We start from the raw sequence: 12787 nt of genomic DNA, 5'->3' as shown, positions 1-12787 counted from the left end.
GGGAGAAGGAATTTACAGGATGAACCGGCTCAGATCGGCGTTGCCGGCCAGGGCGCCGATGCGGTCGTTCACATAGGCCGCGTCGACGGTCACCGTCTCGCCGGAGCGATCCGCCGCCGAGAAGCTGATCTCCTCGACCACCTTCTCCAGGATGGTCTGCAGGCGGCGAGCGCCGATGTTCTCGACCGAGGCGTTGACCGCCACGGCCGCGTCGGCGACGGCGTCGATGGCCTCGTCGCTGAACACCAGGGTCACGCCCTCGGTCAGCATCAGGGCCTGGTGCTGGCGGATCAGGTTGGCTTCCGGCTCGGTCAGGATGCGGCGCAGGTCGTCGCGGGTCAGGCCCTTCAGCTCCACCCGGATCGGCAGGCGGCCTTGCAGCTCGGGCAGCAGGTCGCTGGGCTTGGCCACGTGGAAGGCGCCCGAGGCGATGAACAGGATGTGGTCGGTCTTCACCGGCCCGTACTTGGTCGAGACCGTCGTGCCCTCGATCAGCGGCAGCAGGTCGCGCTGGACGCCCTCGCGCGAGACGTCGGCGCCGCCGCGCTGACTGGACGAAGCGACCTTGTCGATCTCGTCCAGGAAGACGATGCCGTGGTTCTCGGCCAGCTCGAGGGCCTCCTGCGTCAGGGCCTCCTGGTCCAGCAGCTTGTCGCTCTCCTCGGCGATCAGCGGGGCCCAGGCGCCGACGACGGTGGTCTTGTGGGTCTTGGTGCGTCCGCCGCCGCCGAACGACTTCATCATCTCCGACAGGTTCAGCACCGAGGCGCCGGGCTGGCCGGGGATTTCGAACATGCCGCCGCCGCCCGTGTCGGCCAGCTGCAGCTCCACTTCCTTGTCGTCCAGCTCGCCGGCCCGCAGCTTCTTGCGGAAGCTGTCGCGGGCCGCGCTGGCGCCGGGACCGGTCAGGGCGTCCAGGATGCGCTCCTCGGCGGCCGCCTCGGCCTTGGCCTTCACGCCCGCCCGGCGCTTGTCGCGGACCATGGACAGGGCGCTCTCGACCAGGTCGCGGACGATCTGGTCGACGTCGCGGCCGACATAGCCGACCTCGGTGAACTTGGTGGCCTCGACCTTCAGGAACGGGGCCTGGGCCAGCTTGGCCAGGCGGCGGGCGATCTCGGTCTTGCCCACGCCCGTCGGGCCGATCAGCAGGATGTTCTTGGGGGTGACCTCGTCACGCAGGTCGTCCGGCACGCGGCGGCGGCGCCAGCGGTTGCGCAGGGCCACGGCGACGGCCTTCTTCGCCTCGGTATGGCCGACGATGTAGCGATCCAGCTCGGAGACGATTTCGCGGGGGGAGAATTCGGTCATGTGTCGTTGATCAGGGTCTCGAAGATCAGGCGCCACCCTTCGGCGCGCCTTTGCCAGACATGCATATAGTGCGCGGCGACGGGTTTGGGACCGTCGGCCGTCCAATGGGCCTGGCCGTGGATCCAGACCAGGTCGCCGGCCCGCGACGCGCCGCCGCCGACCGGCGTCAGGGTCAGGGCGGCCGGACGCAGCTTGCGGCGGCCCGCCAGGTCGTCGACGGCCAAGGCCTTGGTCCCGCCGGGACCGGTCAGCAGGGCGTCCGCGCTGAGCACGGCGTCATAGGCGCCCGCCGCGTCGTGGGCGGCGGCCTCGGCGAGTTGATCCTCGGCGGCGCGGGCCTCCTCGAAGCCGGCGGCCGGGCTTCCGGCGCCCTGGGCGGCGATCGGGCCCTGGGTGGACGGGGTGGCGGGATCGGGACCCTTGGTCCCGTCGGCGTCGCCGCCGCCGTCATAGACCCACTTCCAGGTCCCGTCGGGCGCCTTGCGCCAGATCGTGGCGTAATAGGCGCCGCGCTTGCCGTTGATCGCCCAGGGCCCAACCGACAGGCCCAGATCGCCCGAACGGGCGATGACCACGCGCTGCGGCCACCATTCCAGCTTCGGGGTCTTGCTGGACGGGCGGGCGGCGTACAGCGCCTTGGCGCTGACCGGTCCGGGCGAGAAGACGATGGCGTCGTCGGCCATGTGGGCCAGGAACGAGTCCCGGATCCCCAGCGCCGCGCCGTCGGCCGCGAAGGCGCGCTCGGCCTTCTCGATCTCGGCAGGGGACGGGCGCGCGGCCAGGGCGGGTGTCGCGGCCAGCAGGGCGCAGGCGATCAGAGCGGTCTTGAGCATGAAGGGTGCCTCCCGCCCGCAGCTAAGCGCGCGGACGCGCGGTCCGCTCGTGAATTCGCCGTAACTTGAAGGCCTTACAGGCTTTCCCCTAAAGGCTTTCTACCGTCAGGTTGCCGTTGGTGTAGACGCAGATCTCGGCGGCGATGGCCATCGAGCGCCGGGCGATCTCCTCGGCGCTCAGGTCCTGGTCGATCAGGGCCTTGGCCGCCGCCAGGGCGTAGTTGCCGCCCGAGCCGATGGCCGCCACCGAGCCGCCGCCCTGGCTTTCGCCCGGCTCCAGCACGTCGCCGACGCCGGTCACGGTGTAGATCGAGGTGGCGTCGGCCACCAGCAGCATGGCCTCCAGGCGGCGCAGGTAGCGGTCGGTGCGCCAGTCCTTGGCCAGGTCCACGCAGGCCCGGGCCAGCTGGTCGGGATACTGCTCCAGCTTGGCTTCCAGCCGCTCGATCAGGGTGAAGGCGTCGGCCGTGGCGCCGGCGAACCCGGCCACCACCTTGCCGCCGGCCAGGCGGCGCACCTTGCGGGCGTTGCCCTTGACGACGGTTGGGCCCATGGAGACCTGTCCGTCGCCGGCGATCACGGTCTGACCGTTCTTGCGCACCGCCAGAATGGTCGTGCCGTGCCAGTCGGGGAAGGAATTGCTGTTTTGCATGGCTTCGCATGTGGCGAGGCCGGGCACGAGGGTCAAGCGCCATGAGCTTTTCCGACGCCGAGGTCGAACGATACGCCCGCCACCTGGTGCTGCGCGAGATCGGCGGGCCGGGCCAGCAGAAGCTGAAGGCGGCGCGGGTGCTGGTGGTCGGGGCCGGGGGGCTGGGCGCGCCCGCCGCCCTCTACCTGGCCGCCGCCGGGGTGGGGACCCTGGGCCTGGTCGACGCCGACACCGTCTCGCTGTCGAACCTGCAGCGCCAGGTGCTGTTCGCCACCGCCGACACGGGCCGGCCCAAGGTCGAGGCCGCCGCCGAGCACCTGACGGCCCTGAACCCGCATCTGACCATCGAAACCCATCCGGTATGGCTGGGTGAGGCCAACGCCCGCGTGGTCATATCGCGGTATGACCTGGTGCTGGACGGCACGGACGACTTCGCCACCCGCTTCGCCGTCAGCGACGCCTGCCTGGCCGAGGGCAAGACCCTGGTCAGCGGGGCCCTGGGCCGCTGGACCGGCCAGGTCGGGGTGTTCCAGGGCAAGCCCTGCTACCGCTGCCTGGTGCCCGAGATCCCGCCGGACGCCGAGACCTGCGCCCTGGTCGGGGTGGTCGGGGCCCTGGCCGGTGTGATCGGCTCGATGATGGCCCTGGAGGCGGTCAAGGCGATCACCGGCGCCGGCCATACCCTGGCCGGACGCCTGCTGATCTACGACGCCCTGGCCGCCGAGACCCGGACGGTGCGGATCGGGGCGGATCCGGCGTGTCCCAGCTGCGGGGCTGGCTAGGCGAAGCCTCGCCGGATGTGCGCCACCGACTTCTCGAGCAGCATCTTCCAGTTGGCGTCGGTCCAATCGCGGTGGCCCACGCCCTTCATCTCGACCAGCTCGCACGACTTTCCGGCCGCCTTGAGGGCCTTGGCCATGATCCGCGACTGGCGGGGCGTGACGATGGTGTCTTCCGTGCCGTGGATCAGCAGCACCGGGGCCTTGAACTCGGCCGCGCGTAGGGCTGGCGAGGCCTTGGCCAGCATGGCCTTGTCGGCCTTCGGATCGCCGATGGTCTCCACCCAGTACTCGTAGGTCCGCGAGTCCGAACCGTCTTCCTGGCGCGAGAAGGCCAAGGTTTCGTCGAGATCGGCGTCGCCGGCGATCGAGACCACGGCCTTGTAGAGGTCGGGTCGGCGCACCGCGCCCATCAGGGCCGCGTAGCCGCCGTAGCTGGCCCCGCAGATCGCGACCTTGGCCGGGTCGGCGAGGCCGGCGGCGATCACGTGGTCGACGCTGTCCTCGACGTCTTCCTGCATCCGGTCGCCCCAATGGCGGCGACCCTGGTCGGCGAAGGCCTTGCCGTAGCCGCCCGACCCTCGGAAGTTCGGCTGCAGCACCAGCCAGCCCTGGGCGGCGAAGGTCTGGGCGAACAGGTCGAAGTCCAGCCGGTCGCGCACCTCGGGGCCGCCGTGCGGCAGCACAACCAGCGGGCGGGGGCCCTTGGCCGGGGTGATCGGCGTCGTCAGATAGGCGGTGATGGTCGCCCCGTCGCGGGTCTTGACCGACAGGGTCGTCATCGGCGCCAGGCGGTCGGCCGTCAGCCAGGGACGTCTTTCGCCCAGCAACTCCAGGTTCTTCTTGTCCACGTCGTAGAGCCAGAAGGCCCCGGGCTGGCGCGGCCCGGACACGTCGAAGATGAAGTGCTTGTGGTCGCTGCTGACGTCGAAGGGCTGGACGCTGCATTCGTTGCCGAAATAGGCGTTCACGGCCTTGTAGTGCTTGGCCAGGGTGGGATCGAAGAAGGTGTAGTTGGTGCGGTCGTCGCTGAGGCTGACCCCCAGGGCGACGTCGGCTTCGTCGGTGAAGACGCCGCGGATCTGCCGGGACTTGTTCTCGGCGACCAGGTCTCCGACCTTCATGGTGCGGGTGTCGAACTTGCGGATCGAGGGCATGTCGGCGCCCTCGTCCATGCCCAGCATCAGGATCACGCCGGGATCGGGGGTGGGGGCGACGAACTCTAGGTCGGCCAGCTGCTCCAGCTCGTTGCGGCGGACCTTCCGGAACAGCTTCCACTCGGTTTCGCCCGGCGCGCGCACATAGATCGTCACCGTGGTGCCGCGCGGATTGCTGTCATAGCGGATGACCGGCACCCCGCTCTGGGTGAACCAGCCGTCGGTCGCCTGGCGGCCCTTTTCGACCAGCACCGCCTCGCCGCTGTAGACGTCGACCCGGTACAGGGCCTCGGCCTCGGCGTTGACGTCCCACAGCTGCATCAGGATGTTGCGTGGATCGTCGTTCATCCGGTCGACGACGTTGCTGAGGTTGAACTGGCGCTTGACCAGGCCTTTCTGGTTGTTGAACAGCACCGTGGCGTCCTTGCCGTCGGCGTTGATCGACAGGAGGCGGCGGACGGGGATCGGCACGAACTCGTCGTAGAACACGCGGCCGGTGGGCTTGCCGTCCTCGTTCTTGTCCATCCGGACCCAGATCAGCAGCCGGTCGTTGCTGGCCCATTCGACCTGTTCGACCACGATCGCGCCCAGGAGCACGGGCTTGGTGTCCGTGCGGGTTCCGGTTTGGTAGAAGTCGATGCGCGAGTACACCTTGCCGTCGATCGTCCTGCTGACCAGGACGGCGGCCCGCTTGCCGTCCGGCGACAGGGCCGAATCCAGGACCTCGGCGTCCTTCAGCAGTTCGTCGATGGTGGGTGGAACAAGCGGCGCGGTTTCGGCGGCGAAGGCGTGTTCAAGAGCCAGCGGCGCCGTCGCGGCGGCCGCCATCATAAAACGTCGAGTCAGCAAGCTTGCGGCCCCCCGGTCGCGAAATCGGTTACAGGCGCGGCCTACGGCCACGCTTGGTCCAACATCGTCGGGTCCGCGGTCTTTTGCAACCGGGCGTCGCGCCCGGAGGATCTACAGCATCGACGGGATGACGCGGTCCGGCGGACGGTGGCCGTCCATGAAGGTCTTCACGTTGACGATGACCTTCTCGCCCATGTCGACGCGGCCCTCGACCGTGGCCGAGCCCATGTGGGGCAGGAGCACGACGTTGGGCAGCTTGAGCAGCTTGGGATTGATGGCCGGCTCGTGCTCGTAGACGTCCAGCCCCGCCCCGGCGATCTCGCCGCGCGCCAGCATGTTGGCCAGGGCCCCCTCGTCGATCACCTCGCCGCGGGCGGTGTTGACGATGATGCTCTGGGGCCGCAACAGCTTGAGCCGGCGGGCCGACAGCAGGTGGTAGGTGGCCGGGGTGTGCGGGCAGTTGACCGAGATGAAGTCCATCCGGGCCAGCATCTGGTCCAGGCTCTCCCAGTAGGTGGCCCCGACCTCCTCGGCGATGCGAGGGCTGACCGGCTTGCGGTTGTGGTAGTGCACCTGCATGCCGAAGGCCTTGGCGCGGCGGGCCACGGCCTGGCCGATGCGGCCCATGCCGATGATGCCCAGGCGCTTGCCCCACAGGCGGCGGCCCAGCATCCAGGTCGGCGACCAGCCGTGGAAGCCGCCCGCCTTGACCACCTCCGCGCCCTCGACCACCCGGCGCGAGGCGGCCATGATCAGGGTCATGGTCAGGTCGGCGGTGTCCTCGGTCAGCACGCCGGGCGTGTTGGTGACGATGATGCCCCGGGCGTTGGCCGTGGCGACGTCGATATTGTCGACCCCGGCCCCGAAATTGGCGATCAGCTTGAGCCGGTCGCCGGATCGCGACAGAAGACGGCTGTCGATGCGGTCGGTGATGGTGGGCACCAGCACGTCGGCCTGGGTCATCGCCTCGACCAGTTCATCGGCCGTCAAGGGTTTGTCGGTGACGTTCAGCTGGGTGTCGAACAGCTCGCACATCCGCGTCTCCACCGGATCGGGGAGTTTGCGGGTGACGATGACTTTGAGCTTGCGAGCTGACATGAGCGGTTCGAAAAGCCTTCCCCTGCTGGGCGTTTCCCCAAATGGGGTTTCCGGGCGGGTGTTCGAAATCTGTAGCAAAGGGGCCCCATGCGGCCAAGCAACATGCCGACGAATTGCAAACATCGTTCGCTCGGCGCCCGTTCCTCGCTTGGCGGATGGGCCGTCGTCGCCGTCGGTCTGGTCACGCTCGCGGGAAGCGCCGCCCTGGCCCAGGCCCCGAAGGTCACGCCCTCGGGCATGGAGGTGCCGCGCTACGTGTCGCTGAAGTACGGCGAGGTGAACGCGCGCGTCGGGCCCGACGAGGCCCATCGCCTGCTGTGGATCTACAAGGTCAAGGGCCTGCCGGTGCAGGTGGTGGCCGAGACCCGCGAATGGCGGCGCATCTGCGATCCGGAGGGCAACCTGGCCTGGGTGCACAAGCGCACGACCGACGGTCGCCGCACCGCCATGCGGGTCCAGGCCACGCCGCTGCCGCTGCGGGCCCAGCCCAAGGCGGGGGCCCGGGTGACCGCCTATCTGGCCGGCCGCGCCACGGCCAATCTCGACCGTTGCGAAAAGGGCTGGTGCAAGCTGAAGGCCGACGGCGAATCGGGCTGGGCGCCGCAGGACCAGATCTGGGGCGCGGCCCCCGGGGTGCAGTGCAAGGAATAGGGCGTTTTCGCCCCGTTTAAGGCCTTGGGCAGCGTTTGGCGATCACAGGCGTTACCGAAAGTAACATTGAGGCGCGGCCCGCCGCCGTGCTAGGGCGAGGCCATGCAACAAAGTTCCTTCACCTACGACGAACTTCTGGCCTGCGGCCGCGGCGAATTGTTCGGCCCCGGCAACGCCCAGCTGCCGGCGCCGCCGATGCTGATGTTCAACCGCATCGTCCGCATCGAGTCCGAGGGCGGCAAGTACGGCAAGGGCTATGTCGAGGCCGAATTCGACATCAATCCGGACCTCTGGTTCTTCGCCTGCCACTTCATCGGCGACCCCGTCATGCCCGGCTGCCTGGGCTTGGACGCCCTGTGGCAGCTGGTCGGCTTCTTCCTGGGCTGGTCGGGCGGTCCCGGCCGCGGCCGCGCCCTCGGCGTCGGCGAGGTGAAGTTCACCGGCCAGGTCACGCCGGACATCAAGAAGGTCACCTACAAGATCGATCTGAAGCGCGTGATCATGCGCAAGCTGGTGATGGGCATCGCCGACGGCGTCATGGAAGCCGACGGCAAGGTCATCTACGAAACCAAGGACCTGAAGGTCGGCCTGTTCACCGCCGATCAGATGGCGTCTTGATCCCGTCGCAGGGTCGGCCGTCCTAGAGCCGACCCCTTCGGGATCAGGGGAAGAGAAGAGGATTATTCATGCGTCGCGTCGTCGTCACCGGACTGGGAATCGTCTCGTCCATCGGCAACAACGCCAATGAGGTGCTCGCCTCACTGCGTGAAGCCAAGTCCGGCGTGGTCTCCGCGCCGGAATACGCTGAGCTGGGCTTCCGCTGCCAGGTCCACGCCACGGTCAAGCTCGACAGCTGGGAAGCCCTGGTCGACCGCCGCGCGGCGCGCTTCCTGGCGCCGGGCACGGCCTATGCGCACATCGCCATGGAGCAGGCGATCGCCGACGCCGGGCTGGAAGAGGCCCAGGTCTCCAACGAGCGCACCGGCCTGATCGTCGGTTCGGGCGGTCCGTCCACCCGGGTGATCGTCGAGGCGGCGGCCACCACCCAGGAAAAGGGCCCCAAGCGGATCGGCCCGTTCGCGGTGCCCAAGGCGATGAGCTCGGGTCCGTCGGCCGTGCTGTCGACCTGGTTCAAGATCCGCGGGATCAACTATTCGATCAGCTCGGCCTGCGCGACCAGCGCCCACTGCATCGGCGCGGGCGCCGAGCAGATCCAGATGGGCAAGCAGGACATCGTCTTCGCCGGCGGCTGCGAGGAGCTGGACTGGACCCTGTCCAACCTGTTCGACGCCATGGGCGCGATGAGCAGCAACTTCAACGACCGCCCGGCCGTGGCCAGCCGCGCCTATGACAAGGACCGCGACGGCTTCGTGATCGCCGGCGGCGCGGGCATCGTCGTCCTGGAAGAGTACGAGCACGCCAAGGCGCGCGGGGCCAAGATCTATGGCGAGGTCGTGGGCTACGCGGCCAATTCCGACGGCTACGACATGGTCGCCCCGTCGGGCGAGGGCGCGGCGCGCTGCATGAAGCTGGCCATGGCCCAGGCCGGCGGCCGGACCATCGACTACCTGAACCCGCACGGCACCTCGACCCCCGTCGGCGACAGCAAGGAGATGGGCGCCGTCCGCGACGTGTTCGGCGACAAGGCCCCGCTGATCTCGTCGACCAAGTCGCTGACCGGCCACAGCCTGGGCGCGGCCGGGGCGCAGGAGGCGATCTATTCGATCCTGATGCTCGACAACGGCTTCGCGGCCGAGAGCGCCAACATCGAAAACCTCGACCCCGAGTTCGCCGACCTGCCGATCCTTCTGGAGCGGTCGGACAAGCCGCTGACCACGGTGATGTCCAACAGCTTCGGCTTCGGCGGCACCAACGGCACGCTGATCTTCAGCAAGGTCGACTGACCCTGACCGCTCGCCAGGCCTTCGACCTCTACCGGGCCGGACGGCCGGCGGAGGCGGCGGCCCTGTGCGAACGCCTGGTCCGTGACGATCCCGGCGCGATCGCCGCCTGGCATGTGCTGGGCGTGTCGCACCTGGCCCTGGGGTCGACGGGTCAAGCGCTGGAGGCCCTCGACCGCGCCCTGGCCCTTGATCCCGCCCGGTCCGGCGTCCTGTCGGCCCGCGCCGCCGCCCTGGTCGCGCTGGAGCGGTTCGAGGAGGCCCTGCCGGCCTGCGCCGCGGCCCTGGCGGCCGATCCCGACAATCCGCCGGTCCTGAACGCCCAGGGCGTGGCCCTGCGCCGCCTGGGGCGTCCGGCCGAGGCCCTGGCGGCCTATGATCACGCCCTGGACCTGTCGCCGGGCTTCGGGGACGCCCTGTCCAACCTGGGGGCAGCCCTGACCGATCTCGGCCGGTTCAACGAGGCCCTGGCCGCCCACGACCGGGCCTGCGTCGCCGCGCCGCGCGACCCCAGGACCCTGGCCAACCGTGCGGCCCTGCTGACCCTGCTGGGGCGTCCGGTCGAGGCGGCCCGCGACCTGGGGGCGGTGGTCGCGCTCGATCCCCGCCATCCCCGCGCGCTGGGCGACCTGCTGCATGTCCGCCGCCAGGCCTGCGACTGGCGCGACGACGCGGCCCTGCGCCAGGCCGTGCGAAGCGAGCTGGAGGCAGGCCGTCCCGCGATCAGCCCGTTCGCGGCGCTGGCGGTGTTCGACGATCCAGCCCTGCACCGGACCTGCGCCGCCCTGGCCGCGCCGCCCGAGGCTCGGCCGGACAGGCCCGGCTCCAAGCCCGGTTCACCGATCCTGGTCGCCTATCTTTCGGCCGATCTCCACGACCACGCCACGGCCAGGCTGATGGCGGGGCTGCTGGAGGCCCACGATCCCGAGGTCGTGGAGGCCATCGCCCTGTCGTACGGCCCGGACCTGGGCGGGGACCTGCGCCGGCGGATCGGCAAGGCGGTCCATCGCTGGATCGACGTGCGCGGCCTGACCGACACTGAAATCGCAACCCTGATCGGCGAGCTCGGCGTCGAGATCCTGGTGGACCTCAAGGGCTACACCCAGGACGGCCGCCCCGGAATCCTGGCCCATCGGGCCGCGCCGGTCCAGGTCAGCTGGCTGGGCTATCCCGGGACCCTGGCCGCGGCCTATGTGGACTATGTCATCGCCGATCCGGTCGTTTTGCCGCCCGGGGCGGAGGCCGACTGGAGCGAGGCGGTGGTCCGCCTGCCGCTCTACCAGCCCAACGACGCCCTGGCCGATCCAGAGGAGCAACGCCCGACCCGCGCCGACGAGGGCCTGCCGGACGACGCCTTCGTCTTCGGCTGCCTGAACAATCCGGGCAAGATCACGCCCGAGACCTTCGCCGTCTGGATGCGGATCCTCTCGGCGGCGCCGCGATCGGTCCTCTGGCTCTATGAGGGCTCGCCCGGCGCGGCCGCCAACCTGGCGACCCAGGCCGTGAGCGCGGGGGTCGATCCCGCGCGCCTGATGTTCGCCAAGCCCGTCCCGCACGCCCGGCACCTGGCGCGGCAGGGCCTGGCCGACCTGATGCTGGACACCTGGCCCTACGGCGCCCACACCACGGCCAGCGACGCCCTGCGGATGGGCGTTCCGCTGCTGACCCTGCCGGGACGAAGCTTCGCCAGTCGCGTGGCCGCCAGTCTCCTGACGCGCCTGGGCCTGACCGATCTGGTCGCCGCCGATGTCGAGGCCTATGTCGCCACGGCCGTCCGGATGACGACGGATCAGGCGGCGCTGGAGGCCCTCGGGGGGCGGTTGAAGGAGGCTCTTCACGCGACCTCGGTGTTCGATCCGGCGGCCTTCGCGGCGACGCTGGAGAGCGCCTTCGGGACCATGGCCCAGCGGATCTGGGCCGGTCTGCCGCACGAGAGCTTCGACATCGAACCCGCCTGAAGGGTTCCGTGAAGGCAATGCGCCTGCTAGCTAGCGCTCACGAATTCCAGGAGAGCCGACCAATGGCCGACGATTACGCATTCCCCAAGGGCGAGCTGATGCGGGGCAAGAAGGGCCTCGTCATGGGCGTGGCCAACCACAATTCGATCGCCTGGGGCATCGCCAGCCAACTGGCCGCCCAGGGCGCCGAGATGGCCTTCACCTACCAGGGCGAAGAGCTGGAGCGCCGCGTGCGCCCGCTGGCCGAGAGCATCGGCGTCAAGACGATGATCCCGGCCGACGTCACCGATGACGCCTCGATGGACGCCGCCTTCGCCGAAATCGAGAAGGTGTTCGGTACGATCGACTTCGTGATCCACTCGGTGGCCTTCGCCAACAAGAACGAGCTGAAGGGTTCGTTCGTGGACAACACCACCCGCGAGGGTTTCCTGCTGGCCATGAACATCTCGGCCTTCAGCTTCGTGGACGTGGCCAAGCGGGCCAGCAAGATCATGCCGAACGGCGGCTCGCTGATCACCATGACCTATCTGGGGTCGGAGCGGACCATCCCGAACTACAACACCATGGGCGTGGCCAAGGCGGCTCTTGAGGCCTCGACCCGCTATATCGCCCGCGACCTGGGTCCCAAGGGCATCCGCTGCAACGCCATCTCGGCCGGCGCCATGCGCACCCTGGCCCTGGCCGGCATCTCGGGCGGTCGCGGCATGATCGCCCAGGGCCGGGCGTTCTCAGCGATGAAGGAAGACACCTCGATGGAAGGCGTCGCCGGCGCGGCCCTGTGGCTGGCCTCGGACCTGGGCCGGTCGACCACCGGCGAGGTGGTCCACGTCGACGCGGGCTTCCACATGATGGGCATGCCCGACGAGGCGGAAGCCTAGGACGACAAAGCCCCCGCTCCTCCGGAGCGGGGGCTTTTTTCAAAGCGCTTTCGAGCGAAGTGGAAGCCGGTTCGCGTGAAGAAAGCGCGACAAAGCAAAAACTAGGCCGCGTAGGCCTTCATGAAGCGCTCGGCGGCTTCGCGGGCCAGGCGGCGATAGTCGTCCGGCGTCTTGTCGGACGGCAGGCGCAGCAGAGAGCGCATCTGGGCCTGGCCCATGACCATGCCGGAGAACAGCTCGGCGGCCTGCTCGAAGTCCTCGACCTTCATCCGGCCCAGCTCGGTCTCGGCCTTGAGGAAGGCGGCCAGCTGGCGGCGGGCGCTGAGGGGGCCGGCCTCGTAGACCTCCTGGGCCACGTCGGGCATCTCGCCCGCGCCCAGCATGACCACCCGCATCATCGAATAGCTCTTGTTGGTGATCACCGTGTCCAGCAGCGAGAGGGCGTAGGCCTCCAGGGTCTCGGTGGGATTGTCCACGGCGCCGGGATCGCGCAGCGGGGCGGTGATCGACTCCACCCGCCGGTGCATCAGGGCGCGCATCAGCTCGGCCTTGGAGCCGTAGTGGTTGTAGACGGTCTGCTTGGAGACGCCCGCCCGCTTGGCGATGGCCTCCATGGGCGCGCCCAGGCCGCGCTGGCCGATCACCTCGACGGCGGCGTCGAGGATGGCTTCGGTCTTGGCGACGTCAATCTGTCCCGCAACTCTAGGCATTGGCGACTCT

The 12787-nt window shown here is 69.4% G+C and carries 12 protein-coding genes; 6 read left to right on the top strand and 6 right to left on the bottom strand.

What is annotated here, in order from left to right; all coding sequences use genetic code 11:
* Nucleotides 1–12: 12 nt before the first annotated feature.
* From hslU to hslV, 3 genes are all read right to left on the bottom strand, one after another.
* Nucleotides 13–1311, bottom strand: a complete 1299-nt coding sequence (hslU, locus tag AC1U89_RS17370) for an ATP-dependent protease ATPase subunit HslU (RefSeq protein ID WP_337685581.1) — start codon at nucleotides 1309–1311, stop codon at nucleotides 13–15.
* Nucleotides 1308–2144 carry a DUF4440 domain-containing protein gene (locus AC1U89_RS17365; RefSeq protein WP_479900923.1) on the bottom strand — a complete coding sequence of 279 codons (837 nt, stop codon included), beginning with the start codon at nucleotides 2142–2144 and terminating at the stop codon, nucleotides 1308–1310. The genes hslU and AC1U89_RS17365 overlap by 4 nt, the downstream gene beginning before the upstream one ends.
* Before the next feature lie 88 nt (nucleotides 2145–2232).
* Nucleotides 2233–2832: an ATP-dependent protease subunit HslV gene (gene hslV, locus AC1U89_RS17360; protein WP_479900922.1), complete on the bottom strand. Its 600-nt coding sequence runs from the start codon at nucleotides 2830–2832 to the stop codon at nucleotides 2233–2235.
* A 5-nt stretch (nucleotides 2833–2837) separates the two neighbouring features.
* Here hslV and AC1U89_RS17355 point away from each other — a divergent pair, with 5 nt between their 5' ends.
* Nucleotides 2838–3578 carry a HesA/MoeB/ThiF family protein gene (locus tag AC1U89_RS17355; protein WP_479900921.1) on the top strand — a complete coding sequence of 247 codons (741 nt, stop codon included), beginning with the start codon at nucleotides 2838–2840 and terminating at the stop codon, nucleotides 3576–3578.
* Here AC1U89_RS17355 and AC1U89_RS17350 read toward each other — a convergent pair.
* Together AC1U89_RS17350 and AC1U89_RS17345 are read right to left on the bottom strand one after the other, a co-directional pair.
* Nucleotides 3575–5560, bottom strand: coding sequence for an alpha/beta hydrolase family protein (locus AC1U89_RS17350; RefSeq protein ID WP_479900920.1), 1986 nt, complete (start codon nucleotides 5558–5560; stop codon nucleotides 3575–3577). The two genes, AC1U89_RS17355 and AC1U89_RS17350, sit on opposite strands and share 4 nt — an antisense overlap.
* Nucleotides 5561–5692: 132 nt before the next feature.
* On the bottom strand, nucleotides 5693–6679 hold the full coding sequence (locus tag AC1U89_RS17345; protein WP_479900919.1) for a 2-hydroxyacid dehydrogenase: 987 nt from the start codon (nucleotides 6677–6679) through the stop codon (nucleotides 5693–5695).
* Nucleotides 6680–6781: 102 nt separating this feature from the next.
* Between AC1U89_RS17345 and AC1U89_RS17340 the strand changes: the two genes are divergently transcribed.
* The 5 genes from AC1U89_RS17340 to AC1U89_RS17320 all read left to right on the top strand — a co-directional run bounded on the left by AC1U89_RS17340 (nucleotide 6782) and on the right by AC1U89_RS17320 (nucleotide 12067).
* Nucleotides 6782–7330 carry an SH3 domain-containing protein gene (locus tag AC1U89_RS17340; protein ID WP_479900918.1) on the top strand — a complete coding sequence of 183 codons (549 nt, stop codon included), beginning with the start codon at nucleotides 6782–6784 and terminating at the stop codon, nucleotides 7328–7330.
* A 102-nt stretch (nucleotides 7331–7432) separates the two neighbouring features.
* Complete coding sequence (gene fabA / locus AC1U89_RS17335; RefSeq protein ID WP_479900917.1) at nucleotides 7433–7948, top strand: 3-hydroxyacyl-[acyl-carrier-protein] dehydratase FabA; 516 nt, start codon at nucleotides 7433–7435, stop codon at nucleotides 7946–7948.
* A 68-nt stretch (nucleotides 7949–8016) separates the two neighbouring features.
* Nucleotides 8017–9234 (top strand): beta-ketoacyl-ACP synthase I, encoded by a 1218-nt coding sequence (gene fabB / locus AC1U89_RS17330; RefSeq protein WP_479900916.1) that lies wholly within the window; start codon nucleotides 8017–8019, stop codon nucleotides 9232–9234.
* Nucleotides 9231–11189 carry an O-linked N-acetylglucosamine transferase, SPINDLY family protein gene (locus AC1U89_RS17325; protein ID WP_479900962.1) on the top strand — a complete coding sequence of 653 codons (1959 nt, stop codon included), beginning with the start codon at nucleotides 9231–9233 and terminating at the stop codon, nucleotides 11187–11189. The genes fabB and AC1U89_RS17325 overlap by 4 nt, the downstream gene beginning before the upstream one ends.
* Nucleotides 11190–11251: 62 nt before the next feature.
* A complete protein-coding gene (locus AC1U89_RS17320; RefSeq protein WP_479900915.1) occupies nucleotides 11252–12067 on the top strand; it encodes an enoyl-ACP reductase FabI in 816 nt (271 codons plus the stop codon).
* Between the two features lie 101 nt (nucleotides 12068–12168).
* Here the strand turns inward: AC1U89_RS17320 and AC1U89_RS17315 are convergent, their stop codons facing one another.
* Nucleotides 12169–12777, bottom strand: a complete 609-nt coding sequence (locus AC1U89_RS17315) for a TetR/AcrR family transcriptional regulator (RefSeq protein ID WP_479900914.1) — start codon at nucleotides 12775–12777, stop codon at nucleotides 12169–12171.
* Between the last annotated feature and the right edge of the window lie 10 nt (nucleotides 12778–12787).

This window comes from Caulobacter sp. 05T431 (assembly GCF_056665975.1).
Note: the sequence above shows the minus strand (reverse complement) of the source record. Positions and strands in the feature narration are given on the sequence as shown.

What these genes read in the sequence shown, in the direction of transcription:
- fabA (WP_479900917.1), top strand. Translation starts at nt 7,433, where the DNA reads ATGCAACAAAGTTCCTTCACCTACGACGAACTTCTGGCCTGCGGCCGC.
- AC1U89_RS17350 (WP_479900920.1), bottom strand. Translation starts at nt 5,560, where the DNA reads ATGGCGGCCGCCGCGACGGCGCCGCTGGCTCTTGAACACGCCTTCGCC.
- AC1U89_RS17365 (WP_479900923.1), bottom strand. Translation starts at nt 2,144, where the DNA reads ATGCTCAAGACCGCTCTGATCGCCTGCGCCCTGCTGGCCGCGACACCC.
- AC1U89_RS17315 (WP_479900914.1), bottom strand. Translation starts at nt 12,777, where the DNA reads ATGCCTAGAGTTGCGGGACAGATTGACGTCGCCAAGACCGAAGCCATC.
- AC1U89_RS17355 (WP_479900921.1), top strand. Translation starts at nt 2,838, where the DNA reads ATGAGCTTTTCCGACGCCGAGGTCGAACGATACGCCCGCCACCTGGTG.
- fabB (WP_479900916.1), top strand. Translation starts at nt 8,017, where the DNA reads ATGCGTCGCGTCGTCGTCACCGGACTGGGAATCGTCTCGTCCATCGGC.
- hslU (WP_337685581.1), bottom strand. Translation starts at nt 1,311, where the DNA reads ATGACCGAATTCTCCCCCCGCGAAATCGTCTCCGAGCTGGATCGCTAC.
- AC1U89_RS17320 (WP_479900915.1), top strand. Translation starts at nt 11,252, where the DNA reads ATGGCCGACGATTACGCATTCCCCAAGGGCGAGCTGATGCGGGGCAAG.
- AC1U89_RS17340 (WP_479900918.1), top strand. Translation starts at nt 6,782, where the DNA reads ATGCCGACGAATTGCAAACATCGTTCGCTCGGCGCCCGTTCCTCGCTT.
- AC1U89_RS17345 (WP_479900919.1), bottom strand. Translation starts at nt 6,679, where the DNA reads ATGTCAGCTCGCAAGCTCAAAGTCATCGTCACCCGCAAACTCCCCGAT.